Genomic DNA, 25,127 nt, shown 5'->3' with positions numbered 1-25,127 from the left:
CATGGTGGGTGCGGACCCCCGTTGTCGCGGACCGAAGGTCCTGGTGACCGCGTGGCGGGCAAGTGTGCACGATCGTCGGCACCCCGGGTAGTCCGGGTGAGCCATCGGTCCCGGCCGGGGTCCCGCCCCGGTCCGCGCTCAGTCCTCGTCGGCCGCGAAGTCCTCGTTGTGGGTCCCCGGGCGCGGCGCCCAGGGCAGCTCCTTGGCCGGCCGTACGACGACCAGCCGGTCGCCGCGCGCGAGCAGGGTCACGACCGGGTCGAAGTAACGGTAGACCTTCTCGTCGCGCACGACCGCGATCACCTGGTCCGGCAGCGACTGCGGCGGCATGCCGACCTCGTTGACGAGGAGCTCGCGCTCGGCGACCTCCAGGCCCTCGCCGTAGGTGAGCAGGTCCTCCATCACCGTGCCGAGGGTCGGCGACAGCGTGGAGAGGCCCAGCAGGCGGCCGACGGCGTCGGAGGAGGTGATGACCGAGTCGGCGCCGGACTGGCGCATGAGCGGGGCGTTCTCCTGCTCGCTGACCGCCGCGACGATCCAGGCGTCCGGGTTGAGCTGGCGCACGGTCAGCGCGGCGAGCACGTTGGAGTCGTCGCGCCCGGTCGTGATGATCACCTGGTCGGCGTCGGCCACCCCGGCGCGCTGCAGGACGCCGCGGCGGGTGGCATCGCCCGTGATCACGGCGAGCTGGTCGGCGTGCGCGTCGGCCAGCGCGACCGGGCTCGGGTCGACCACGACCACGTGCTCGCGGTCGAGGCCGTTGTTGACCAGCGTCTCCACGGCGCTGCGGCCCTTGGTGCCGTAGCCGATCACCACCACGTGGTGTCCCATCTGCTTCCTCCATCGGGCGATGCGGAAAAGTTCGCGCCCGCGCTGCGCGAGCACCTCGAGCGTCGTACCGATCAACAGCACGAGGAAGGCGATGCGGGCCGGGGTGATGATGAACGCGTTGACCAGTCGCGCCGGGTCGCTGACCGGCGAGATGTCCCCGTAGCCGGTCGTGCTCAGCGTGACGGTCGTGTAGTAGATCGCGTCGACCAGCGAGACCGTGCCGAACGGGTCGTCGGCGGTGGCGTCACCGGAGTCGCGGTAGCCCTCGCGGTCGAAGTAGACGAGCATCACGGTGCCGACGAGGATCGCCAGCGCCGCGAGCAGCCGCCGGCCCAGCTCCCACCACGGCGAGCGGATCCGCTCGGGCAGCGCGACCCGGCCCACCGAGGGGCTGTTCGCCGGCGCTCCTGTCTGGTCACCCACGGCCCGGAACCTACTCCACCCGGCTGGCCGCCCCGGATACCGGCGTCGCGAGCGGCGTTTCGGGCCGATCTGGCAAGGCGGCGGCGCGACCGCATGCTGGGCGCACGTCGAGCGTCGCCAACGCGGCCAGATCGAGTCCGAGGCGCCGCGCAGCAGGCGGGATCCGGGGTGGCCTGCCGTCAGTCCGTGGGGCGGCGCAGGAGGCGGGCCATCAGCTCCCGGCGCGCCCGCTGCGTGGTCTCCTGCGGGAAGACCTCGTCGAAGGCGGCGTTGACGCCGGCCCCGATCAGCACGGCCAGCGCGGCGATGTAGAGCCAGATCAGGATGGCGATCGGCGCGGCCAGCGGGCCGTAGATCGAGTGCGAGTCCTGCGCGGTCACGGTGAGCACCCAGCGCAGCAGGTAGGAGCCGCCGATCCAGCTGATCAGCGAGAAGGTGGCGCCGGGCAGGTTGAAGCTCCAGTTGGTCCGCACCGGCACCGACACGTGGTAGAGCGTGGCGAGGAAGCAGATGCAGATCACCACGATCAGCGGCCAGTAGAAGCCCATCAGGAACTCGGCGCGGTTCGGCAGCCACGAGCGCACCAGCTTGGGTCCGGCGACCACGAGCGGCAGCGTGATCGCCCCGGTGATGACGGCGAGGATGTAGAGCACGAAGGCCAGCGCGCGGGTCTTGACGATCCCCCGGTGCCCGCCGAGCCCGTGCATGATCGTGATGGTGTCGACGAAGACGTTGAGCGCGCGGGACCCCGACCAGAGCGCGAGCACGAAGCCGAGCGAGATCACGTCGAAGCGGCCGCCCTCGAGCACGTCGTTCATCGTCGGCACGATCACCCGGTTGACCGCCGTGTCGGTGAGGAAGGCCGAGAAGAGGTCGATGACGGCGCGGCGCACCTCCTCGACCTGGGCGGCCGTGAAGTGCTCGGTGACGTAGCCGACACCGCCGGCGAGCGCGAAGATCAGCGGCGGCACCGACAGGACGGCGAAGAAGGCCCCCTCGGCGGCCAGCCCCGTGACCCGGTAGCGCAGGCAGGAGCTGACCGTGGTCACGATCAGCCGCCACACGAGGTGGAAGAACCGTCGTACCGGCCCCGGGAGACGGTCCACGGCGTTGCGGAGGTACGACGGCCGGGCCTGGGTCCCCGGATCGTCCGCCATGGCCCTCACGCTATCTGCCGCAAGACCCTGACCGAGGCATCCCGAGCGGCCTAGAGTCGGGTGATCTGCATCGCTCAGCTCGGGTTCACGCTCCGGAGGACGCCGTGCACGACCGCTCCGCCCTCGGCCCCGCCGATGTCTCCGACGCCACGCTCGCGGCCATGGTCGCCACCCTGTACGACGCCGGCGACGCCTCCGTCACCGTGCTGCGCTCACAGGCGGTGCAGGTCGACTACGAGCTGCCGGCGATCACGACCGGCGGGCGGTGGTGGGTGCGGGGCACGGCATCGATCGACGGCCACGAGCGGGACTTCACGCTGTTCGTGAAGCACGTGCACGAGTGGTCACGCTCGCCCTTCTTCGAGATGGTGCCGCCGGAGGTGCGCGAGTGGGCCGCAGGGATGGTGCCGTGGCGCACGGAGGGCGCGGTCTACCGCGCCGGCCTCGGCGACCTGCTGCCCGAGGGACTGGCGATGCCGCGGGCGGTCGGCATCCACGAGATCGACGACCGGGCGTACGCCGTGTGGCTGGAGGTGGTGCCCACGGTCGAGGTGGCGTGGGACCTCGACCGCTACCGGCGGGCGGCCCACCTGCTCGGGCGGTTCGCCGCCCGTCCGGGCATCCGCGCCCTGGCCCGGATCGGCAGCCGGGAGTGGGACGTGCGCAGCTACGTCGACGGCCGGCTGGGCCACCAGGTGCTGCCGATCCTCGGCGACGAGGGCATCTGGCGGCACCCGCTCGTCGCGGGGACGTTCGTGGACCTCCGTCCACGGCTGCTGGCCGCGGTCGACCGGCTGCCGGAGCTGACCGACGAGCTGCTCGCCCTGCCGGAGCTCGTCGGCCACGGGGACGCCTGCCCCAACAACCTGCTGGTGCGCCCGGACCGGGACGGCTTCACGATGATCGACTTCGGGTTCTTCATGGCGCTGCCCGTCGGCTTCGACCTGGGCCAGCTCCTCGTCGGCGAGGTCCAGCTCGGACGGGGCGACGGGAGCGACCTCGCCGAGCGCGGCGAGGCCTGCCTGGCGTCGTACGTCGACGGGCTGGCCGCCGAGGGGCTGGAGCTCGACCTCGCGACCGTCCGCCGCGCCCACGCCCTGCACCTGCTGGTGTTCAGCGGTCTCTCGGCGATCCCGTTCGAGCACCTCGACGCCGAGCCCACGGACGCGCTGCGGGCGATGGCGGCCACCAGGGCCGCCATCGCCCGCCATGCGCTGGACCTCGTCGATCAGACCGGCTGAGGCTCCTTGGCGAGCCGGTCCCCCGGCTCCGGCGCGGCGGCCGGCTGGTGGTCGTCGACCATCGTGGTCTCGTCGAACGGGTCCTCGCCGGACAGGGCGCGCTCCATCTGCGCCCGGTCGATGCTGCCGGTCCAGTGGCCCACCAGCACGGTGCCGACGGCGTTGCCGGCGAAGTTGGTCAGGGCGCGGGCCTCGGACATGAACCGGTCGATGCCGACGATCAGGCCGACGCCGTCGACGAGCTCCGGGCGGTGCGACTGCAGGCCGCCGGCGAGGACCGCCATGCCCGAGCCGGTGACGCCCGCGGCGCCCTTGGCGGCGATCATCATGAACAGCAGCAGCGAGACCTGCTCACCGATGGCCAGCGGGCTCCCGACGGCCTCGGCGATGAAGATCGACGCCATGGTCAGGTAGATCGCGGTGCCGTCGAGGTTGAACGAGTACCCGGTGGGGACGACCACGCCGACGGTGGTCTTGTCGACACCGGCGTGCTCGAGCTTCGCGATCGCCCGCGGCAGGGCCGACTCGGAGGACGAGGTGGCCAGGATCAGGAGGAACTCGCGGCCCAGGTAGCGCAGCAGCGCGAAGATGTTGATGCCGGTCGTGAGTTTGAGCAGGGCGCCCAGGACGACGAATACGAAGAGCACGCAGGTGACGTAGAAGCCGATCATCAGCACGGCGAGGCTCTTCAGCGCGTCCGCGCCGCCGGTGCCGACCACGGCGGCCATCGCACCGAAGGCGCCGACCGGCGCGGCCCACATGATCATGCCGAGCAGGCGGAAGACGAGGCGCTGCAGGTGGCCGACGACCGTGAGCACCGGGGCACCGGACGCCCCCATCCGCTGGAGGGCGAAGCCGACGAGGAGCGCGACGAGCAGGGTCTGCAGCACGCTGCCGCTGGTCAGCGAGCTGAACAGCGAGTCGGGGATGATCCCCAGCAGGAAGGCCGTCGTGTCGGAGTGGCCCTCCGCGGCCTTCTCCTGCGCGATCGCCGCACCGTCGGCGGTGACGTGCAGGCCGTCGCCCGGGTGGAGGAAGTTGCCGACGACCATGCCGATGGTCAGGGCGACCGTCGACATCACCATGAAGTAGACGAGCGCCAGGCCACCGACCCGGCCGACCTTGGCGGCGCTGGCCACCGAGCCGACACCGAGCACGATCGTGCAGAAGATGATCGGCTGGATCATCATCTTGATCAGGTTGACGAAGCCCTCGCCGAGCGGCTTGAGCTCGACCGCGAATGTCGGGAAGAGCAGCCCCGTCGCGATGCCGAGCAGCACCGCGCCGATGACGGCGAGGTAGAGGTAGTGGGTGGCGCGCGAGCCGTGCTTCGGCTGCGTCCCTGTGCTGGTGGTGCTCATGGGGTCCTCCTGGTCCGGTCCGTTCCGGGTGCCCCGGTGGGGCGTCCTCGCCAACTCTCGGCCCGGAGGTGACGGTCGTCACCGTTGTGTTCGTTGTGTTCGTGGCCTGCGTCACATCCGCGGTCCTCCGGTGGGCGAGAATGGCGCCGTGCCCCGCCCCCGCCTGCTCCGCGACCGCCCGGTCGCGCGCCAGGTGCTGCTCCTCCAGGTCGGCACGGTGCTGCTGCTCGTCGTCACGGGGATCCTGATGGCGTCGTACGACGCCCGGCGGGACTCGCGCAGCCGGGCCACCCAGCGCGTGGTGGCCGTCGCCCTCACCGTCGCGGACTCCCCCACCGTCCGCGCCGCGCTGCGCAGCGACGACCCGACCGCGACCCTCCAGCCGTGGGCCGAGGAGGTCCGCCGCGACACCGACACCGACTTCGTGGTGGTGATGGACCTCGACCGCACCCGCTACACGCACCCCGACCCGAGCCTGATCGGCGGCAAGTTCGTCGGCGACCTCGGCGACGCACCCGAGGGCGGGATCTTCACCCAGCAGTACAAGGGCTCGCTCGGCCCGTCGGTCCGCTCGGTCGTCCCGGTCGAGGACGACGGTCGTGTGGTGGCGCTGGTGTCGGTCGGGATCACCGTCAGCGACATCAACCGCGGGCTCAAGCGCGACGTCAGCATCGTGGTCCTGTGCGGCGTCCTCGTGCTGCTCGCCGGGATGGCCGGTGCCTGGCTGCTCAGTCGCCGGCTGCACCGGCTGACCCACGGCATGGGCGAGCAGGAGCTGGCCCGGATGTACGAGTACTACTCCGCCGTCCTGCACTCCGTCCGGGAGGGCCTGCTGCTCCTCGACGGCGAGGGGCGGGTCCAGCTGGTCAACGACGAGGCCCGGCGCCTGCTCGCGCTGCCCGACGACGTGGTCGGCACCCGGATCGAGGACCTCGGCCTCGCGCCGGCGCTGGTCGCCGCCGCCCGCGGGCGCACCGCCGAGTCCGACGACCTCTACCTCGCCGGCGAGCGGATCCTCGTCGTCTCCTCCGCCCCGGCGCAGTGGGAGGGCCGCGACGTCGGCGCCGTCGTGACCCTGCGCGACCACACCGAGCTGCGCTCGGTCACCGGCGAGCTCGAGGTCGTGCGCCGCCTCACGGAGTCGCTCCGCTCGCAGAACCACGAGTCGGCCAACCGCCTGCACACGGTGGTCTCCCTCATCGAGATGGGCCGGACCGAGGAGGCGGTCGCGTTCGCCACCGACGAGCTGCAGGTGGCCCAGCTGCTGACCGACCAGGTGGTCGGCGCCGTCGACGACCCCGTCGTCGCGGCCCTGCTGCTCGGCAAGTCCGCGGAGGCCGCCGAGCGGGGCGTCGAGCTGCGCATCGTCGGGGAGCTGCCGTCCGGCACCGGCATCGCGCCGCGCGACCTGGTGACCGTGCTCGGCAACCTCGTCGACAACGCCCTCGACGCCGTCGCCGAGGCCGATCCCCGGGTGGTCGAGGTCCGGCTCTCCGGCGACGAGCGCTCGGTCACGATCACCGTCGGCGACAGCGGTCCGGGCCTCGACGACGACGCCTCCGCCCGTGTGCTCGACCGGGGCTGGACCACGAAGGCCGAGCCGGGCACCGGTCGCGGCCTCGGGCTGGCCCTCGTCGGACAGGTCGCCCGCCGCCACGACGGCGAGATCGTCGTCGGCCGCTCGCCCCTCGGCGGCGCCGCGTTCACCGTGACCCTGGCCCTCACCCCGGCGGAGGCAGGACGGTGAGCGTCCGGGTGCTCGTCGTCGAGGACGAGGCGCTGGCCGCCGAGGCGCACGCGGCCTATGTCGGCCGGGTCCCCGGCTTCGCCCTCGCCGGCGTCGCCCGGTCGGCGCGGGAGGCGGTCCGCGCGCTCGACGCGGCCCGAGAGGCCGGCACCCCGGTCGACCTCGTCCTGCTCGACATGAACCTGCCCGACGGGCACGGGCTCGGGCTGCTCAACGGGCTGCGTGCCGCCGGGCACCTGTGCGACGTGATCGCGGTGACGGCGGCGCGGGACACGCGGGTGGTGCGGCAGGCCGTCGTACAGGGGGTGGTGCTGTACCTGCTCAAGCCGTTCACGTTCGCCACCTTCCGCGCGAAGCTCGAGCAGTACGCCGAGTACCGCGCCCGGCTCGACGCCGCCCCGGACGAGGTGGTCCAGGACGAGGTCGACCAGCTGCTGGGGTCGCTGCGGCCGACGGGCAGCGCGCCGCTGCCGAAGGGCATGAGCGCGGAGACGCTGCGTGCGGTGACCGCGGCGCTGCGCGAGGCGGAGCACGACCTGTCCGCGAGCGAGGTCGCCGCCGTCGTCGGCGCCTCCCGGGTGACCGCGCGGCGCTACCTCGAGCACCTGGCGGACCAGGGCCTGGCCGCGCGCGGGGTCCGGTACGGACCCAGCGGCGGCCGGCCCGAGGTCAGCTACAGCTGGAGGTAGGTCAGCAACGCGCGGCAGCGCGGCGGGAGCCGTCGCCAGGCAGCTTGCTGCCCGCCCTGCGGCGGAGCCGCGCTCGCGCCATCAAGAAAGGTCGAGGCCCGGGTAGAGCGGGTGCTTGTCGAGCAGCTCGGCCGACGCGGCACGGACCTTGTCGGCCACGCCCTCGCCCAGGACGTACGACGCCTTCGACGGGGCGCCCGCCGACGTCGTACCGGCCTCGGTGTTCTGCAGGACGTGGACGATCAGGTCGGCGACCTGGTCGAACTCGTCGACGCCGAAGCCGCGGCTGGTGAGCGCCGGGGTGCCGATCCGGATGCCGGAGGTGTACCAGGCGCCGTTGGGGTCGGACGGGACCGAGTTGCGGTTGGTCACGACGCCGGCGTCGAGCAGGGCGGACTCCGCCTGGCGGCCGGTGAGGCCGAACGACGAGACGTCGAGCAGCACGATGTGGTTGTCGGTGCCGTCGGTGACCAGCTTGGTGCCGCGCTTCATCAGGCCCTCGGCGAGCGCCTTGGCGTTGTCGGCGACGGCGTTGGCGTAGGTGCGGAACTCCGGCGTGCGCGCCTCGGCGAAGGCCACGGCCTTGGCGGCCATCACGTGCGACAGCGGGCCACCGAGGACCATCGGGCAGCCGCGGTCGACGCTCGGGGCGTACTCCTCGGTCGCGAGGATGAAGCCACCGCGCGGGCCGCGCAGCGACTTGTGCGACGTCGAGGTGACGATGTGGGCGTGCGGGACCGGGTCCTCGTCGCCGGTGAACACCTTGCCGGCGACCAGGCCGGCGAAGTGCGCCATGTCGACCATGAGGGTGGCGCCGACCTCGTCGGCGATCTCGCGCATCTTCGCGAAGTTCACGCGGCGGGGGTAGGCGGAGTAGCCGGCGACCAGGATGAGCGGCTTGAACTCCTTGGCCTTCGCGCGCAGGGCGTCGTAGTCGATGAGCCCGGTCTCGGGGTCGGTGCCGTACTGCTGCTGGTGGAACATCTTGCCGCTGATGTTCGGGCGGAAGCCGTGGGTGAGGTGGCCGCCGGTGTCGAGGCTCATGCCGAGCAGGCGCTGGTTGCCGAGCTCGTGGCGCAGCTTCTCCCAGTCGGCGTCGGAGAGGTCGTTCATGTTCTTCACGCCGGCGTCCTGCAGCCAGGGGCCCTCGACGCGGTGCGCCAGGATCGCCCAGTACGCCGTCAGGTTGGCGTCGATGCCGGAGTGCGGCTGCACGTAGGCGTACTCCGAGCCGAACAGCTCGCGCGCGTGCTCGGCGGCGAGCGCCTCGACGGTGTCGACGTTCTGGCAGCCGGCGTAGAACCGGTGGCCGACGGTGCCCTCGGCGTACTTGTCGCTGAACCAGGTGCCCATCGTGAGGAGCACGGCCGGCGAGGCGTAGTTCTCGCTCGCGATCAGCTTGAGCGATGCCCGCTGGTCGGCGAGCTCCTGGCGCGTGGCGTCGGCGATGCGGGGCTCGACGGACGCGATGACCTCGAGCGCCTGGCGGTAGGCGCTGCTGACGAGTTCGCCGTTGACGGAGTTGTCGCTCATGGGCGACAGCGTAGTGGGGCGCGCCGACCCCGGCGGCGCCCCGGGGTGCACCGCCGGGACTGGTGTGGTGAGAGGCGCCGCCTCGTGTGACGTGCGTCGCAGGTCCCGCGTGGCCACGGTGCGATCCGGGCCGTGCATTCCATATTCCGAGACGGATGTCCACATCATGAGATTCAGATTTGGTGGCGGGCAGTCCGAAGGATGAGACTCGTTGACATGGTCACCGCTGCCACCCATGCGCACCTCGTGGTACGACGCCACGTGGACTTCGGGCGCACGCGCAGCATGATGTGTTGGCCCCGCTGACGCCGCCGCCGCATCCACCCGAGCCGCGCGCCTGACTCCCCGGCGCGCCCATCAGCGAAGGACCTCCTCTCCGCATGCCCGACCTGCGCTTCAAGCCCGAACGAGCCAAGCACACCGAGATCCCGCGCCCCAAGCGCGCCGAGGGTCAGTGGGCGCTCGGCTACACCGAGCCGCTCAACAAGAACGAGCAGTCGAAGAAGGACGACGACCCGCTCAACGTGCGGGACCGGATCCTCTACATCTACTCCAAGCGCGGCTTCGACTCGATCGACCCCGCCGACCTGCGCGGCCGCTTCCGCTGGATGGGCCTCTACACCCAGCGCAAGCCCGGCATCGACGGTGGACGGACCGGCTCGATGGAGGAGGAGGAGCTGGACGACCGCTACTTCATGCTGCGGGTCCGCTCCGACGGCAAGCTGCTCTCCCCCGCCGCCGTGCGTGCCCTCGGCCAGATCGGCGTCGACTTCGCCCGCGACACCGCCGACGTGACCGACCGCGAGAACATCCAGTACCACTGGATCGAGATCGAGAACGTCCCGGAGATCTGGGAGCGCCTCGACGCGGCCGGCCTGCACTCGCTCGAGGCCTGCGGCGACTCGCCCCGCCCGTTCCTGGGCTCGCCGGTCGCCGGCGTCGCCAAGGACGAGATCATCGACGGCACCTCGGCGCTGGAGGAGATCGAGCGGCGCTACCTGAACAACAAGGACTTCTCGAACTTCCCGCGGAAGTTCAAGACCGCGCTCACCGGCCACCCCAGCCACGACGTCTCCCCCGAGACCAACGACGTCTCCTTCGTCGGCACCGTGCACCCGGAGCTCGGCCCCGGCTTCGACGTCTGGGTCGGCGGCGGCCTGTCCACCAACCCGATGCTCGCCCAGAAGCTCGGCGTCTGGATCCCGCTCGACGAGGTCCCCGACGTGTGGGCCGGTGTCGCCGGCATCTTCCGCGACTACGGCTACCGCCGCCTCCGCTCGCGGGCCCGCCTGAAGTTCCTGGTCGCCGACTGGGGTGTCGAGAAGTTCCGCGAGGTCCTCGAGAACGAGTACCTCGGCAAGAAGCTCGAGACCCTCGCCTCGCCCGAGTCGCCGGTCGGCCACCGCGACCACATCGGCGTGCACGAGCAGAAGGACGGCAAGTTCTACGTCGGCGTCGCGCCGACCGCCGGCCGGGTCTCCGGCACGCTGCTGGTGCAGCTGGCCGACCTGCTCGAGGAGTACGGCGTCACGGGCGCCCGCCTCACGCCGTACCAGAAGATCGTGCTGATCGGCGTCGACGGCGGCGTCGTCGACGCACTGCTCGACCGCCTCGACGAGATCGGCCTCAGCGGCCGCCCCTCCGCCTGGCGGCGCAACACGATGGCCTGCACCGGCATCGAGTTCTGCAAGCTGGCGATCGTCGACACGAAGAACCGTGCGCGCGACCTGGTCGACGAGCTCGAGAAGCGCTTCCCGGAGCTCGACACCCCGATCACGATCAACGTCAACGGCTGCCCCAACGCCTGCGCCCGGACCCAGGTCGCCGACTTCGGCCTCAAGGGCCAGCTCGTCGTCGACGAGAACGGCGAGCAGGTCGAGGGCTTCCAGGTGCACCTCGGTGGTGCGATCGGCCTGCGGGCGAACTTCGGTCGCAAGCTGCGCGCCCACAAGGTCACCAGCAAGGGCCTGGACGACTACATCACCTCGGTCGTGACGAACTACCTGGCCGACCGCGCCGAGGGCGAGGCCTTCGACGCGTGGGTGCACCGCGCCGACGAGGACCTGCTGCGCGGCGACAGGACGCTCGAGTCGAGGACGCTGGAGTCGGTCTGATGTCGGAGGAGTCGGTGTCGTCGCGGGCAGTTCCCTACCACTGCCCCTACTGCGGCGAGACCGACCTCTGGCCGCACGAGCCGACCGGCTGGGAATGCCGGGGGTGCCGCCGGGCCTTCCAGGTCCAGCTGCTCGGACTCACGTCCGTCGCCCCCACCCGAACCACTGACGCTGAAGAAGGAGGTGCCTGATGACTGCTCCCACGACCGCTGCCGCCCGGAGCTTCCGCGGCACCCACACCGAGGGCCGCTCCGCCGAGGAGCTGCGCGAACTGGTCTCCCACTGGGGCGCCGAGCTGGAGCTCGCACCCGCCGAGGTGATCATCGAGTGGGCCGCCGCCACGTTCGGCGAGCGCTTCTGCATCACCTCCTCGATGGGTGACGCCGTGCTGGCGCACCTCGCGGAGAAGGTCGTCCCCGGAGTCGACGTCGTCTTCCTCGACACCGGCTACCACTTCGTCGAGACCATCGGCACCCGCGACGCGGTGCAGGCCACGATGAACGTCAACCTGATCTCGATCACCCCGGTGCAGTCGGTCGCCGAGCAGGACGCCGAGTACGGCCCCGAGCTCTACAAGCGCGACCCCGACCTGTGCTGCGCCCTGCGCAAGGTCAAGCCGCTGGCCGACTCGCTCGCCAAGTACGACGCGTGGGCGACCGGGCTGCGCCGGGCGGAGACGCACAACCGGGTGATCGCGCCGGTGATCGGCTGGGACGCCAAGAAGCAGAAGGTCAAGGTCTCCCCCATCGCCCGCTGGAGCGACGAGCAGGTCGAGCGCTATATCGCCGAGAACGGCGTGCTGGTCAACCCGCTCGTCTACGACGGCTACCCGTCCATCGGCTGCGCGCCGTGCACCCGCCGGGTCGCCCCCGGCGAGGACCCGCGCAGCGGCCGCTGGGCCGGCACCAACAAGACCGAGTGCGGCATCCACTCATGACAAGGACGTCATCGGACCGCACCAGGCCCACCCTCCGGGACGAAAGGGGTAACTCCTGATGGCTGCTCCCGCACTCATCGCCCTGGCCCACGGCAGCCGCGACCCGCGTTCGGCCGCCACGATCACGGCGCTCGTCGACGCGACGAAGGCGCTGCGACCGGACCTGCGCATCGAGAAGGCCTTCCTCGACCTCTCCAAGCCGGGCTTCCACACGGTCGTGGACCGGCTGGTCAAGGCCGGCTTCGACGAGATCGTCGTCGTACCGCTCCTGCTGGTCGAGGCGTTCCACGCGAAGGTCGACGTCCCCGAGATGATCGCCGAGGCGACCACGCGCCACCCCGGCCTGCAGATCCGCGCGACCGAGGTGCTCGGCCTCGAGGCCCGCTTCCTCGAGGTGCTCGACGAGCGCCTGCGCGAGGCCCTGCGCGCCGCCCGGATCCGTGAGCTCGACGCCCTCGTCCTGGCCGCGGCCGGCACCAGCGACCCGCTGGCCAACCAGGCGGTCGCCCGCCTCGCCCGGCTCTGGGGAACCCACCACCGCCTGCCCGTGACGGCGGCGTACGCGACCAGCGCCCCGCCGGCCACCGGCGAGGCCGTGCGCGCCTTCCGCGCCGAGGGCCGCCGGCACATCGCCGTCGCCTCGCTGTTCCTGGCTCCCGGCAGCCTCGTCGACCGGGCCTCCGAGCTCGCGCTCGAGGCCGGCGCCGTCGCGGTGTCCGAGCCGCTGGGCGCGCACCCCGAGATCGCCCGCACGATCCTCGCCCGCTACGCGGTGGGTGCGGTCGAGCTCGTCCCGGTCTGAGGGAGTTTCACCGGCCGGCCGGTGAAACTCACGCTTGGACGACGAAGGTTCGTCGTCCAAGCGTGAGTTTCGTCGTCCAACCCCTCACAGGACCAGCATCTCCAGAAGGTGCTCGAGCGTCCGGGCCGGGTCCGCGGTGACGCCACCGTGGACCGGCCCCGGCTGCAGAACCGTGCTGCGCGGCGCCTTGAGGAAGCCGAAGCGCGTGCTCGCGTCGTCGCGGGCCTCACGGCTCCCGTAGGCGGTCGCGCGCACGCCGACGCCGAAGCCGGTGTGCGCCTCGCCGCTGCACACCCGCTCGATCGCGGCCAGGGCCGCCTCGATCGACGCGATGTCGACCTCCGCGTCGAGGGCGCGGATCCGGTCCGCGTCCACCGACGAGCGCACGCCCAGGAAGTCGGCGTCCGGGCAGTGCACGACGACGCCCACGTTGACGAACTCCTCGCGCTCGACGCGCGGGACGCAGCGGAGCGTGACGTACTGGTAGGGCTGGTACGACGTCACGCGCCCGCCTCGGCCCTGACCTCGGGAAGCCACGGGCGTCCGCCGTCGCGACGCGCGGCGAGGAAGGCCACGTAGCGCTCGCGGAGCGCGTCGGGCGTCTCGGCTCCCGGGACCGGCTCCAGCCAGTCGTCGCTCACGTCGGCCAGCACGGCGGCGAGCGCCGTGTCGGTCAGCCGCGCGGCCAGGCCGGCGTCCTGCGCGCGGGCCTCCTCGGCGTACCCACGGAGGATGTGCTCGCTCGTGTCATAGGGCTGGCGGGCGAAGCGCTCCGGGTCGCCGGGGCCGCCCGACCACGAGTGGTGGAAGTAGAGCGACGCGCCGTGGTCGATGGCCTGGAGCGTCCCGCGCCACACCAGCAGGTTGGGGTTGCGCCAGCTCCGGTCGACATTGGCCGTGAACGCGTCGAGCCAGAGCACACGACCCGCGAGCTCGGGGTCGGGCTCGGTGGACGGGTCGTAGCCGAAGGAGCCCGGGAGGAAGTCGATGCCGAGGTTGAGCCCGGCACTGGCGTTGAGCAGGTCCTGGACCTCCTCGTCGGCCTCGTAGCGGGCGATGTCGGGGTCGACGTCGAGCACCACCTGGTCGGGCGTCGGGATGTCGAGCAGGCGGGCCAAGCCCGCGACGATGACCTCGGCGACGAGCACACGTGGACCCTGGCCGGCGCCGCGGAACTTGCAGACGTAGGTGCCGAGGTCGTCGGCCTCGACGATGCCCGGCAGGCTGCCGCCCTCGCGCAGGGGCGTGACGTAGCGGGTGACCCGGACCTGGGGCAGGCCGGTCGTCGACGCTGTGCTCACAGGGGCTTCTCGTCGAGGAGGCGCTGCTTCTCGTGCTCGACGTCGAAGTCCGCCTCGGGCCACGACAGGTCGAAGGCGCGCAGCGCGTCGAGCAGCAGGGTGCCGATGGCGAGGTTGCGGTACCACTTCCGGTCGGCGGGGATCACGTGCCACGGCGCGATGTCGGTGTTGGTCCGCTCGATGGCGAGCTCGTAGGCCTCCTGGTACGCCGGCCACAGCTCGCGCTCGTCGACGTCACCAGGGTTGTACTTCCAGTGCTTCGTCGGGTCGTCGAGGCGCGCCAGCAGGCGCTCCTTCTGCTCGGCCGCCGAGATGTGCAGCATGCACTTGATGATGGTCGTGCCCTGCTCGACCAGGTCGGCCTCCCAGTCGTTGATCGCCTGGTAGCGCCGGCGGATCTCGTCGGGCGGGGCCAGCTCGCGCACCCGCGCGATCAGCACGTCCTCGTAGTGCGAGCGGTCGAAGACGCCGACGAGTCCCTCGGGAGGCAGCGCCTTGGTGATCCGCCAGAGGAAGTCGTGCTTCCGCTCCTCCTCGGTCGGGGCCTTGAACGACGTGATCCGCACACCCTGCGGGTCCATCAGGCCGACCGTTGAGCGGAGCGTCCCGCCCTTGCCGGAGGTGTCCATGCCCTGGAGCACGAGCAGGATCGAGCGGCGGCCGTCGGCCGTGCCGTCGGCGAACAGCCGCTCCTGCAGCTCCTCCAGCACGGGGGCCAGCTCCTGCAGCGCCTTCTCACCGTCGCCCTTGTCGCCGTCGAAGCCCGGCGTGGCGTCGGTCTCGACGGCCGACAGGTCGATCGGTCCGGGCGCGACGCGGAGGGGCGAGGTGAGGTCCGAGAGCGGGAAGGCGGCCATGACGAAACCCTAGTGGGGGGTCAGTGGGCCAGGCCGCCCCGCCGGTCGACCAGCGGCGGCGTCGACGACCACGGGAAGTCGATCCAGGCACCGGTACGACGCCACACGTACTCCGCGTTGATGACCGTCCACGGCTTCTCGTAGATCACCGCGGTGCGCGCCTCGGCGACGTGGTCGGCGAAGAAGTCGCGGACCACCTCGAGCGTCTTGCCCGTGTCCGCGACGTCGTCGGCGATGAGCACCTTCATGCCGGTGAGGTCGATGGCGGCCGGGGTGGGCGGCAGCATCATCGGCACGTCGAGGCGCTCGTTGACGCCGGTGTAGAACTCCACGTTGACCGCGGAGAGGTTCTTCACGTCCAGCGCGTAGCCCAGGCCCATCGCGAGGCCGAGGCCACCGCGGGCGATCGCGAGGACGATGTCGGGCTCGAAACCGTCGTCGACGACCTGCTGGGCGAGGTCGCGAACGGCAGTGCCGAACAGCTCGTAGGTCAGGACTTCCCGCTCGGGGGCGGGCGCGGCGTCGGAGGTCACGGCCACATTCTGCGCCACCGGTCCGCGAACGTCAGCAGCCAGCCGTCAGTCGCTGTCGTCCTGCAGCGCGAGCTCCTGGCGGACCACGGCGTAGGCCAGACCGGAGGAGTACCCCTTGCGCGCCAGCATCCCGACCAGCCGCCGCGCGGCGACCTGCCCGTCGACGCCGCGCATGCTGCGGAGCTTGCGCTGCACCAGCACCCGCGCCGTTGCCTCCTCGTCGCCGGGGTCGACCTCGGCGAGCACCGCCTTCGCGGTCTCGTCGGCGATGCCCTTGCGCCGCAGCTCGACCGCCAGGGCCGTCCGGCCGAGCCCGCGGGTGCGCTGGCGGCTGTCGACCCAGGAGCGGGCGAACGCCTCGTCGTCGACGAGCCCGACCTCCTCGAACCGGTCGAGCAGCCGGGTCGCGACCTCCTCGGGGACGTCACGGCGCGCGAGCCGCTCCTCCAGCTCGTGGCGGCTGCGCGCCTGCACGCTCAGCTGGTCGAGCAGGATCTTGCGCGCGACCGACTCGGGGTCGGCGTCCTCCCCCGGCCGGTCGACCGGGGGCTCCTCTGCCTTCCTCATCTCGCGTCTCCTGTCGGTTCGTCCTGGGGTCCTGGTGCGTCAGGGTCCGTCCGGGCGCCTCAGGCGCCTCCCGGGCTGGGCCGCGCGGCTCGGAGCGGGGACCCCGCCGTCGGCGCCTGCCGTGCTGCGTGACGCGAGCGTGCCGCACACGCCGACGGCACCCCGACATCGCCGCGCGGCCCACCCGTTCGGCGCCTGCGGCGCCCGGACCGCCTCAGGGACTCGCGTGGCGGGCTCCATCTGACCGGACGCTGTCGATCGGGCGCCACGCTCGGCCCATCGAACTCAGAAGGAGTCGACGCCGATCGGCTCGTCGGAGAGGTCGTTGAAGTCGCCGTCGACGGTCGGGGTGACGCCGAGCTTCTCGAGGATCTTCTTCTCCAGCTCGTTGGCCAGGTCGGGGTTGTCCTTGAGGAAGCCGCGGGCGTTCTCCTTGCCCTGGCCGAGCTGGTCGCCCTCGTAGGTGTACCAGGCGCCGGCCTTGCGGATCAGGCCCGCCTCGACACCCACGTCGATCAGACCGCCCTCGCGGGAGATGCCCTTGCCGTACATGATGTCGAACTCGGCCTGCTTGAACGGCGGGGCCACCTTGTTCTTGACGACCTTGACCCGGGTCCGGTTGCCGACCATGTCGGTGCCGTCCTTGAGGGTCTCGATGCGGCGCACGTCGAGGCGCACCGAGGAGTAGAACTTCAGCGCGCGACCACCGGTCGTGGTCTCGGGCGAGCCGAACATGACGCCGATCTTCTCGCGCAGCTGGTTGATGAAGATCGCGGTCGTCTTGGACTGGTTGAGCGCACCGGTCATCTTCCGCAGGGCCTGCGACATGAGGCGAGCCTGGAGGCCGACGTGGCTGTCGCCCATCTCGCCCTCGATCTCGGCACGGGGCACGAGCGCGGCGACGGAGTCGATGACGATCAGGTCGAGGGCGCCGGAGCGGATCAGCATGTCCGCGATCTCCAGCGCCTGCTCACCCGAGTCGGGCTGCGAGACCAGCAGCGCGTCGGTGTCGACGCCCAGGGCCTTCGCGTAGTCGGGGTCGAGCGCGTGCTCGGCGTCGATGAAGGCGACGATGCCGCCGGCGGCCTGGGCGCTGGCCACGGCGTGCAGCGCGACCGTGGTCTTACCGCTGGACTCCGGGCCGTAGATCTCCACGACACGACCGCGCGGGAGGCCACCGATGCCGAGCGCCACGTCGAGCGCGATGGAGCCGGTGGGGATCACGTCCAGGGGCGCACGCGAGTCGTCGCCGAGGCGCATGACCGAGCCCTTGCCGTACTGCTTCTCGATGCTGAGCAGCGCCGTCTCGAGCGCCTTCTGCCGGTCGTCTCCAGCCATGTGCCTACCGTCCTTCGTGTCGTGTGTGAGCCAGGTACGTCGGCGACGCTAGGGCGAGCTCCCGACACAACCTGGTCAGTCGTGCCGTCGTTGTGGACAACTCGTCCCGGCGTCGTACCTGTGGACGGCTGGTGGATGTCTCCGTGCCGTCGTAGGACAGACGTTAGCCGAACACGTGTTCGAAGTCGCGCTAGGCGGTACGGCGTGTCGTCGCCACCTGCTGGCCGGCACGCAGCGCCGCGCCGAGGACCCCCGCGACGAGCAGCAGGCTGGCGAGCGCGAGCGCCGGGTAGTCGGCCGCACCGACGATGATGCCGGCGAGCGCTCCGGCGACGGCGGCGGTCAGGCCCATCACCAGGTCGGAGGCGCCCTGCACGTCCGTGCGGGCGTCCAGCGGCGCGTGCTCGGCCACCATCGTCGAGGCGGACACCATCGACAGCGACCAGCCCAGCCCGAGCAGGAACAGCCCCGCGGTCACCTGCCACGACATCCCGGCGGGTGCCGACGCGCACAGCAGCAGGGCCACCAGGAGGGTCGCTCCCCCGGCGCCCAGCACCGGCGGGCGGCCGAACCGGTCGGCGAGCATCCCGACGACCGGCGAGAAGGCGAACATGCCGAGGACGTGGACGCTGATGACGACACCGATGACCTCCAGGCCCGAGCCGCCGTGCTCCATGTGCAGCGGCGTCATCACCATGACGCCGATCATCGTGGCGTGGGTCAGCGCGAGCCCGCTGATGGCGTACCCGAGCACCGGTCGCTCCCGGACGGCGCCGAGGGCCCGGGACCACGACGACGTACCGGTCGTGGCGATCGCCGGCCGCAGCCCGGCCCGCTCGTCGGCGGCCGCCAGCTCCTGCGCGAGCAGGAGCGGGTCGGGACGGAGCAGGACGGCGACCACGAGGGCGGCGAGCAGCATCCCGAGCGCGCCGAGGGCGAACGGCCCGGTCAGCTCCGGGATGTCGACGGCGTCCGCGAACCTCCCGGCCGGGCCGGTCAGGTTCGGGCCCGCGACGGCGCCGATGGTGGTCGCCCAGACCACGAGCGAGAGCGAGCGCGCGCGGGTCGCGTCCGTGGCGAGGTCGGTGGCGGCGTACCGGGCGGCGCTGTTGGCGGCCGTGCCGGCGCCCAGCATCACCGCGCCCGCGAGCAGGAGCGGCATGGAGCCGACGACGCCCGAGACGACGGCGAGCAGGCCTCCCCCGGCACCGACGAGGTAGCCCGTCACCAGGCCGGCCCGGCGCCCACGGCGCGCCATCAGCGGCGCGAGCAGGAACGAGATCACGGCGGCGCCCAGCACCTGCGCGGTCTGGGCGAGCCCGGACAGCGTCTCCGAGCCGGAGAGGTCGCGGGCCAGCAGCGAGGCGGTGGCGATGCCGATGGTGATGCCGACGGCACCCACGGCCTGGGTCAGGACGAGGACCCGGACGGTACGACGCTGCGCCTGGCTGTCACCGGACGTCACCGCTCACTCGCAGGAAGCTGCAGGGCGTCGCAGACCGCGCGCCAGACCTGCTTCGGCGGCACGCCGCCGTCGAGCGCCTCCTGCGCCGTGCGTCCGTCGAGCGCCGACATCACGAACTGCGAGGCCCAGACCCGCGCGTACGCCGCACCCAGGTGGTGGTCCATGCGCGTCCAGAACTCGGTGTGCCTCACCAACCCAACCCTAGTGCCGCGCGTCCTGGCCGGCCTGCACCCACCGCACGTCCCAGCGGTGGTGCACGAGGTCGTGCAGGTGGTAGCGGCCGAGGGTGTCGACGGTGAACACGCTGCCGTTGCTTCGTCGGCCCGGCCGGTCCCAGTCGTCGTCGCCGACCCGGTCGTACCAGCCGGCCGCCAGCTCGGCCGCCGCCACGAGGTCCGGTACGACGTCCGCGGCCCGCTGCTCGTCGTACCTGTCGGCGACGGCGGTCTCGTCCTGGTCCCAGTTCGCGAAGAGCGGGTCGTCCTGCGTGAGCATCTGCTCGAGCCGACCGGCGAAGACGCGGTTGACGTCGCGCACGTGGCAGCCGTACTCGGTCGGCGACCACACCGAGGGCTCGGGCCGGGTCCCGGAGCGCGGGTCGCCGAGGACCTCGGCCCAGAAGGCGGCGTTGTCGCGGACGGCGCGGCCCAGCGTCGTACGGTTCACGGCTGCGGCGTCGAAGCCGCAGTCGGGGCAGGACTCCTCGAGGACCCAGGTCCAGTCCTTGGTGTCGGGCTCGATCGCGGCGGCCTGCTCGGTGCTCATGGCGCCATTCTCCCGGCCCCGGGCCGGGCGGACGAGGGAGATCCCGCCATCCGCCGTCGATCCGCCGCCATCACACCTCGGCGGAGAAACCCACGCACCTCGGCGGAGAAACCCACGCACCTCGGCGGAGAAACCCTCACACCTCGCGGCGGAAGCGGGCGACGAGGTGGGCCCGGCGGGCGGACATGCGGGACCACACGGCCTGCTGGAAGGCGAGCGCGGCCCAGCCGGCGACGGCCATGCCGGAGATGTTGACGAGCAGCTGCAGCAGGCTCCCCCAGATTTCGTCGGGGACGCCGAAGGCCAGGCCGAGGGCGACATTGCCGGCGGCCGGGATCGTGGTGACGGAGATGAAGACGCCCGACAGGCCGCCGACCTTGGCCGAGGTGAGGGACAGCGCGCCGGCAGCGGCCGCGATGACGGCCACGATGAAGGACCACTTGTCCGGGGTGTAGATGAACGCGGTGCCCGGACGCGGTGCGGTGACCTGGTCCTCGGTGACCCAGCCGAGGCCGCGGGCGGCGAGCGCCGCGAGGGTGGCCATCGCGATCGCGACCGCGAAGCCGACGACGAGGGTCACGGCAGCGTGGCGCAGCAGGGCCGGGCGGCGTCGTACCAGCGCGAGGCCGAGGGCCGCGACGGGCAGGAACTCCGGGCCGAGCACCATCGCGCCGATCACGAGGATCTGCGAGTCCAGCACGATCGCGATGCTCGCGATCATCGTGGCGAGCGTCATGAAGGTGAGGAAGGTCCAGTTCAGCTCGGACTCGTCGAACGAGCGCTGGGTGACCTCGGCCCACACGACGGCGTCCGCCGACGAGCCGGGCGCCTGCTTCTCGGCCTCGAGCGCTGCCCGCGAGATCCAGGTCGCGACGGGGATGACGTGGATCGCGCCCTCGTGCTGCACGCCGATCTCGCGCAGCGCGTCGACGACCTCGTTGACGGCCTCGCGGGGCAGGTCCGCCTCGACGAGGTCGCCCTCGGGGACGAGGACCGCGTCCGGGACGTACGACAGCGCCGTGACCGCGGGGTCCTGGCGCAGCAGGTCGAGGACCGCGGGGGTCAGGTCGTGGGGCGAGGTGATGCGAAGGTGCTGCACGGCGCCCAGTGTGGCCCAGCCGCAGCCGCGATCAGGTGAGGCTCAGGTGATGTCGGCCGTGCCGAACGCGACGTTGAACTTGTCGCACCAGATGACCACCGACTTCATCCCGGCGAGGTCGGCGCCGTCCGGGATCTCGTAGCTCTGGTTGCCCTGGTTGCCCTTCAGCGCACCCAGCCTGACGTAGTCGCCGTCGTCGTAGATCCCCCACGAGCCGAAGCAGCCCTCGCAGTCGCCGCCGCTGCGGCGGTCGGTGATCCACACGTGCAGGTCGGGGCCGTTGGAGGTGTCCAGGTCCTGCAGCCGCAGGAACCGCGAGCCGTCGCTGCGCCGGAAGATGGTGGCCGTGCCGGAGGTGCCGTGCTCGGCGTCGATGAACTCGGCCGACGCCAGCACGACGCGCGTCTTCTGCTCGCCGCTCGCCTCGGGAACCGTCGTGTCGGTGAGCCCGCCCTGCGCCGTGCCGACCACCTCGCTGGCGTCGTCGCCCTCGTCCACCTTGTCGTCGATGAACAGCAGCCAGGGCTGGAAGACGAACGCCCCCACCACCGCGACCACGAGGAGCACCCCACCGACGGCCAGCCAGATCCCACGCTTTCGGCTCATGCGGCCATCGTGCCGCGAAGGCTCAGGCCGAAACCAGTGTCCGCGCGACCAGCGGTACGCCGGGCCGGTAGGCCAGGTGCACGTGGGACGGCGCGTCCAGCAGGACCAGGTCCGCACGGCTGCCGACGACGAGCGAGCCGACGTCGGTGCGGCCGAGCGCGGCCGCACCGCCCGCGGTGGCCGACCACACGGCCTCGGCCGGCGTCATCCCCATCTCCCGCACGGCCAGCGCGATGCAGAACGGCAGCGAGCTCGTGTAGCAGGAGCCCGGGTTGCAGTCGCTGGCGAGCGCGACGGTCACGCCGGCGTCGACCAGCCGCCGTCCCGACGGGTAGGGCTGCCGCGTGCTGAACTCCACCCCCGGCAGCAGGGTCGCCACGGTCCCGGCATCGCGCAGTGCGTGCACGTCGTCGTCGGAGAGGTAGGTGCAGTGGTCGACGGCGGTCAGGCCGAGCTCCGCGGCGAGCGCGACGCCCGGGCCGGGGCCGAGCTGGTTGGCGTGCAGCCGGCCCCTCAGCCCGGCGGCCTCGCCGGCGGCGAGGATGGTGCGGGCCTGGTCGGCGTCGAAGGCGCCCCGCTCGCAGAACACGTCGATCCAGCGTGCGTACGGCGCCGCGGCGGCCAGCATCGGGCCGGTGACCAGCGCGACGTAGCCGGCCGGGTCGTCGGCGTACTCGGGGGGCACGACGTGCGCGCCGAGGAAGGTGGTCTCGTCGGTGAACCCGCGGGCGACCCGCAGCGAGCGGGCCTCGTCATCGACCGAGAGGCCGTAGCCGGACTTGATCTCGACCGTGGTCGTGCCCTGGCGGCGCATCTCGTCGACGTGGCGGGCGACCCCGGCGGCGAGCTCGTCATCGGTCGCGGCACGGGTGGCGGCCACGGTGGTGCGGATGCCGCCGGCGGCGTACGACTCCCCCGCCATGCGGGCGCGGAACTCCTGCGCACGGTCGCCGGCGAAGACCAGGTGGCTGTGGCTGTCGACGAAGCCGGGGATCACCGCCCGGCCGGCGGCGTCGACGACCTCGTCGGCTGCCGGCGCGTCGGCGGCAGCTCCGACCCACGAGACGAGTCCGTCCTCGACCACCACGGCGGCGTCGGAGCGGAGGCCGAGCAGGTCGTCCGATCCAGCAGCCGCGGGGTCGTTGGTGACCAGCTCACCGATATTGGTGACGAGCAGGCTCATGGTGCCCAGACCTTTCCGATGGCGTCGGCGAGTGCGCGGCCGACGGCGGTGTGGTCACCGTCGAAGACCACCCGGCCGTCGGCGACGACGTGGGTGACGTCGGCGGCGCCCGCGGCGAAGACGGCGGTGTGCGCGTCGCCGCCGGTGCCGGCGGTGCGCGGTGAGGACAGGTCGATCGTGACCAGGTCGGCGCGCTGGCCGACCGCGATCGCGCCGGCGTCGTCGAACCCGAGGCTGCGGTGCCCGTCGGCGCTGCCGGCGGCGAGCAGCTCGGCGGCGCTCCAGTGGCCGCGGGCCTGCGAGGCGAGCCGCTCGTCCATCTCCAGGCCGCGCATCTCCTCGAAGGCGTCGATCACCGCGTGGCTGTCGGAGCCGAGCGTCAGCACCGACCCGGCGGCCTGCAGCTGCCGCGCGGGGCCGATGCCGTCGCCGAGGTCGCGCTCGGTCGTCGGGCAGAAGGAGGCGAACGCGCGCGCCTCGCCGAGCAGCCGGACGTCCTCGTCGGTCAGGTGGGTGGCGTGGACCGCGCTGGTCATCGGGCCGAGGAAGCCGTGGTCGGCCAGCAGCCGGGTCGGCGTGACGCCGTGCGCGGCGACGCAGTCGGCGTTCTCCTTGACCTGCTCGGAGAGGTGCACGTGGACGGGCACGCCGCCCTCGACGTACGACGCGAACGCCTTCAGCGCCTCGGCCGGGACCGCCCGCACCGAGTGCGCGGCCACGCCGATCGCCGCCGCGGCGCCGGTCAGCGGCTCGAGCTCCGCGACCCGCTCCTGCCACGCCTCGGCGGTGCCGTCGGAGAAGCGCCGCTGCACGCCCTCCGGGGCGGCGCCGAAGCCGCTGGACAGGTAGAGGGTGTCGAGCAGGGTGATCCGGATCCCGGCGTCACGGGCCGCGGCGAGGAGCGCGTTGCCCATGGCGTTCGGATCGTCGTACGGCGTCCCGTCGGGCTGGTGGTGCAGGTAGTGGAACTCCCCCACCGAGGTGTAGCCGGCGGCCACCATCTCGGCGTAGGTCGCGCGGGCCAGCGCGTAGTAGGTGTCCGGGTCGAGCCGGCCGGCGACGGCGTACATCTGCTCCCGCCAGGTCCAGAAGGTCCCGCGGTCGGTCTGGGTCCGGCCGCGCAGCGCGCGGTGGAAGGCGTGGCTGTGCGTGTTGGCGAGGCCGGGCAGGGTCAGGCCGCGCAGGGGTACGCCGGTCGCGCTCGCGTCGGCGACCACCGAGGTGATCCGGCCGTGCTCGACCTCCACGCGGACGGTGTCCTGGACCCGGCCGTCGACCCACGCGTGCTCGAGCAGGTAGGCGGTCACCCCGCCACCTCCCCGGCCACCTCACCCGTCACCTCACCCACCACCAGGCCGCTCAGCGCGTCGGCCAGCGCCTCGACGCCGGCGAGGCAGTCGGCGGTCTCCGCGGTCTCGTACGGCGAGTGGGAGACCCCCGAGGGATTGCGGACGAACAGCATGGCGGTGGGGATGCCGGCGTCCTGCAGGATGCCGGCGTCGTGACCGGCCTGGGTCGGCAGGACCGGGACGCCGCCCAGCCGCGCGACGAGCGAGTCGCGCAGGGCCGCGTCGAAGGCGACCTCCCCGCTCACGGACTCGGCCGTGACGGTGACGGTGGTGCCGTCGCGCTCGGCGCGCTCGACGGCCTGCTTCTCGACCGCCGTGACGAGGGAGGCGAGCGCCGCGTCGGACTCGGCCCGCGCGTCGAGCCAGGCGGTCACGTGCGAGGGCACCGCGTTGGTGCCGTTGGGCCGCACGTCGATCCGGCCGAAGGTGGCCCGCTGGCCCTGGACCCGCGCCTGCTTGTTGGCGGCCAGCGCGGTCATCGCGTAGGTCAGCATCGGGTCGACCCGGTCCTCCATGCGGGTCGTGCCCGCGTGGTCGGCCCGGCCGGCGATGTCGTAGCGGTAGCGGCCGTGCGGCCAGATCGCGCTGTGCACGCCGACCGGCGCGTCGAGCTCGATCAGCCCGCGACCCTGCTCGACGTGGAGCTCGACGTAGGTGGCGACCCCGTCGAGCAGGGTGGACGTGCCACCCTCGATGACGTCGCCGAGGCGGACGCCGTCACGGTCGGTCAGCTCCGCCGCGTCGGCCCACGTCGTCGCGCCCACGGCGAGCCGCGAGCCGAGGCAGGCCCGGCCGAAGCGGGAGCCCTCCTCCTCCACGAAGGCGGCGACGCCGAGCCGCCGGCTCGGCTGGACGCCACGCTCGCGCATCAGGTCGAGCGCGGCGAACGACGAGACGACACCGAGCGGGCCGTCGTACGCACCGCCGTCGAGGACGGAGTCGAGGTGCGAGCCGGTGAGGACGGAGGGCCCGGCAGGCCCCCACCAGGCGACGAGGTTGCCGAACGGGTCCTCCTCGACCTCGAGCCCGCGCGCCTCGGCCGCCTCGCGGAACCAGGCGCGGAGCTCGAGCTCGGCGGAGAGCCACGGCTGGCGGAAGTAGCCGCCGGAGGACGCCGAGCGGCCGATGGGCGCGAGGTCGCGCCACATCTGCTCGAAGTCAGGCAGATCCGTCACGATGCCTCATCCTCCGGGTTTCGAGACGCCTCGCTCCGTCCTCGCAGGCTCGGA

At 72.3% G+C, this 25,127-nt stretch carries 24 protein-coding genes; 6 read left to right on the top strand and 18 right to left on the bottom strand.

Annotated elements, in window-relative coordinates; translation table 11 throughout:
• Window positions 1-138: 138 nt before the first annotated feature.
• Window positions 139-1,254: a potassium channel family protein gene (locus AC2YHB_RS12595; RefSeq protein WP_051932199.1), complete on the bottom strand. Its 1,116-nt coding sequence runs from the start codon at window positions 1,252-1,254 to the stop codon at window positions 139-141.
• Window positions 1,255-1,433: 179 nt separating this feature from the next.
• On the bottom strand, window positions 1,434-2,411 hold the full coding sequence (locus tag AC2YHB_RS12590) for a YihY/virulence factor BrkB family protein (protein WP_179651737.1): 978 nt from the start codon (window positions 2,409-2,411) through the stop codon (window positions 1,434-1,436).
• A 104-nt stretch (window positions 2,412-2,515) separates the two neighbouring features.
• On the opposite strand from AC2YHB_RS12590, the gene AC2YHB_RS12585 reads away from it, so the two are divergent.
• Window positions 2,516-3,652 (top strand): phosphotransferase, encoded by a 1,137-nt coding sequence (locus tag AC2YHB_RS12585; protein WP_179651739.1) that lies wholly within the window; start codon window positions 2,516-2,518, stop codon window positions 3,650-3,652.
• Here AC2YHB_RS12585 and AC2YHB_RS12580 read toward each other — a convergent pair.
• Complete coding sequence (locus tag AC2YHB_RS12580; RefSeq protein ID WP_179651741.1) at window positions 3,640-5,013, bottom strand: cation:dicarboxylate symporter family transporter; 1,374 nt, start codon at window positions 5,011-5,013, stop codon at window positions 3,640-3,642. The two genes, AC2YHB_RS12585 and AC2YHB_RS12580, sit on opposite strands and share 13 nt — an antisense overlap.
• A gap of 148 nt (window positions 5,014-5,161) precedes the next feature.
• Between AC2YHB_RS12580 and AC2YHB_RS12575 the strand changes: the two genes are divergently transcribed.
• Both AC2YHB_RS12575 and AC2YHB_RS12570 read left to right on the top strand, forming a co-directional pair.
• Window positions 5,162-6,760, top strand: coding sequence for a sensor histidine kinase (locus tag AC2YHB_RS12575; protein ID WP_308645698.1), 1,599 nt, complete (start codon window positions 5,162-5,164; stop codon window positions 6,758-6,760).
• Window positions 6,757-7,449 carry a response regulator gene (locus AC2YHB_RS12570; RefSeq protein WP_036544909.1) on the top strand — a complete coding sequence of 231 codons (693 nt, stop codon included), beginning with the start codon at window positions 6,757-6,759 and terminating at the stop codon, window positions 7,447-7,449. The genes AC2YHB_RS12575 and AC2YHB_RS12570 overlap by 4 nt, the downstream gene beginning before the upstream one ends.
• A gap of 81 nt (window positions 7,450-7,530) precedes the next feature.
• On the opposite strand, the gene AC2YHB_RS12565 is transcribed toward AC2YHB_RS12570, so the two are convergent.
• Window positions 7,531-8,982, bottom strand: a complete 1,452-nt coding sequence (locus AC2YHB_RS12565) for a glycine hydroxymethyltransferase (RefSeq protein WP_179651745.1) — start codon at window positions 8,980-8,982, stop codon at window positions 7,531-7,533.
• Window positions 8,983-9,362: 380 nt separating this feature from the next.
• On the opposite strand from AC2YHB_RS12565, the gene AC2YHB_RS12560 reads away from it, so the two are divergent.
• From AC2YHB_RS12560 to AC2YHB_RS12550, 3 genes are all read left to right on the top strand, one after another.
• Entirely contained in the window at window positions 9,363-11,096 is a 1,734-nt protein-coding gene (locus tag AC2YHB_RS12560; protein ID WP_179651747.1) for a nitrite/sulfite reductase, read from the top strand.
• 190 nt (window positions 11,097-11,286) lie between these two features.
• A complete protein-coding gene (locus AC2YHB_RS12555; protein ID WP_179651749.1) occupies window positions 11,287-12,033 on the top strand; it encodes a phosphoadenylyl-sulfate reductase in 747 nt (248 codons plus the stop codon).
• 58 nt (window positions 12,034-12,091) lie between these two features.
• Window positions 12,092-12,835, top strand: coding sequence for a sirohydrochlorin chelatase (locus AC2YHB_RS12550; RefSeq protein ID WP_036544903.1), 744 nt, complete (start codon window positions 12,092-12,094; stop codon window positions 12,833-12,835).
• Window positions 12,836-12,919: 84 nt separating this feature from the next.
• Here AC2YHB_RS12550 and AC2YHB_RS12545 read toward each other — a convergent pair whose 3' ends face one another.
• The 14 genes from AC2YHB_RS12545 to AC2YHB_RS12480 all read right to left on the bottom strand — a co-directional run bounded on the left by AC2YHB_RS12545 (window position 12,920) and on the right by AC2YHB_RS12480 (window position 25,073).
• Window positions 12,920-13,339, bottom strand: coding sequence for a DUF3037 domain-containing protein (locus AC2YHB_RS12545; RefSeq protein WP_179651751.1), 420 nt, complete (start codon window positions 13,337-13,339; stop codon window positions 12,920-12,922).
• Entirely contained in the window at window positions 13,336-14,136 is an 801-nt protein-coding gene (locus AC2YHB_RS12540) for a HipA family kinase (RefSeq protein ID WP_308645699.1), read from the bottom strand. The genes AC2YHB_RS12545 and AC2YHB_RS12540 overlap by 4 nt, the downstream gene beginning before the upstream one ends.
• On the bottom strand, window positions 14,133-14,993 hold the full coding sequence (locus AC2YHB_RS12535; protein ID WP_179651753.1) for a polyphosphate kinase 2 family protein: 861 nt from the start codon (window positions 14,991-14,993) through the stop codon (window positions 14,133-14,135). The genes AC2YHB_RS12540 and AC2YHB_RS12535 overlap by 4 nt, the downstream gene beginning before the upstream one ends.
• A 20-nt stretch (window positions 14,994-15,013) precedes the next feature.
• Window positions 15,014-15,526, bottom strand: a complete 513-nt coding sequence (locus AC2YHB_RS12530) for a phosphoribosyltransferase (protein ID WP_179651755.1) — start codon at window positions 15,524-15,526, stop codon at window positions 15,014-15,016.
• 45 nt (window positions 15,527-15,571) lie between these two features.
• A complete protein-coding gene (locus tag AC2YHB_RS12525) occupies window positions 15,572-16,093 on the bottom strand; it encodes a regulatory protein RecX (protein ID WP_179651757.1) in 522 nt (173 codons plus the stop codon).
• A 285-nt stretch (window positions 16,094-16,378) separates the two neighbouring features.
• Window positions 16,379-17,431: a recombinase RecA gene (gene recA, locus AC2YHB_RS12520; protein WP_036544894.1), complete on the bottom strand. Its 1,053-nt coding sequence runs from the start codon at window positions 17,429-17,431 to the stop codon at window positions 16,379-16,381.
• A 190-nt stretch (window positions 17,432-17,621) separates the two neighbouring features.
• Window positions 17,622-18,896, bottom strand: coding sequence for an MFS transporter (locus AC2YHB_RS12515; RefSeq protein ID WP_179651759.1), 1,275 nt, complete (start codon window positions 18,894-18,896; stop codon window positions 17,622-17,624).
• Window positions 18,893-19,087, bottom strand: coding sequence for a DUF3046 domain-containing protein (locus AC2YHB_RS12510; RefSeq protein WP_036544890.1), 195 nt, complete (start codon window positions 19,085-19,087; stop codon window positions 18,893-18,895). Before AC2YHB_RS12510 ends, AC2YHB_RS12515 begins: the two co-directional genes overlap by 4 nt.
• A 10-nt stretch (window positions 19,088-19,097) precedes the next feature.
• The gene (locus tag AC2YHB_RS12505) at window positions 19,098-19,661 is read right to left on the bottom strand and encodes a DinB family protein (RefSeq protein ID WP_179651761.1); all 564 of its coding nucleotides are present in this window, start codon (window positions 19,659-19,661) and stop codon (window positions 19,098-19,100) included.
• 136 nt (window positions 19,662-19,797) lie between these two features.
• Window positions 19,798-20,760, bottom strand: a complete 963-nt coding sequence (locus AC2YHB_RS12500) for a DUF389 domain-containing protein (protein WP_179651763.1) — start codon at window positions 20,758-20,760, stop codon at window positions 19,798-19,800.
• Between the two features lie 42 nt (window positions 20,761-20,802).
• Window positions 20,803-21,366: a DM13 domain-containing protein gene (locus AC2YHB_RS12495; protein ID WP_179651765.1), complete on the bottom strand. Its 564-nt coding sequence runs from the start codon at window positions 21,364-21,366 to the stop codon at window positions 20,803-20,805.
• 22 nt (window positions 21,367-21,388) lie between these two features.
• On the bottom strand, window positions 21,389-22,549 hold the full coding sequence (gene hutI, locus AC2YHB_RS12490; RefSeq protein WP_179651767.1) for an imidazolonepropionase: 1,161 nt from the start codon (window positions 22,547-22,549) through the stop codon (window positions 21,389-21,391).
• On the bottom strand, window positions 22,546-23,856 hold the full coding sequence (locus AC2YHB_RS12485) for a formimidoylglutamate deiminase (RefSeq protein ID WP_179651769.1): 1,311 nt from the start codon (window positions 23,854-23,856) through the stop codon (window positions 22,546-22,548). Before AC2YHB_RS12485 ends, hutI begins: the two co-directional genes overlap by 4 nt.
• The gene (locus AC2YHB_RS12480; RefSeq protein WP_308645700.1) at window positions 23,853-25,073 is read right to left on the bottom strand and encodes an allantoate amidohydrolase; all 1,221 of its coding nucleotides are present in this window, start codon (window positions 25,071-25,073) and stop codon (window positions 23,853-23,855) included. Before AC2YHB_RS12480 ends, AC2YHB_RS12485 begins: the two co-directional genes overlap by 4 nt.
• Window positions 25,074-25,127 lie beyond the last annotated feature (54 nt).

This window comes from Nocardioides sp. SRI_004 (assembly GCF_057586415.1).
Note: the sequence above shows the minus strand (reverse complement) of the source record. Positions and strands in the feature narration are given on the sequence as shown.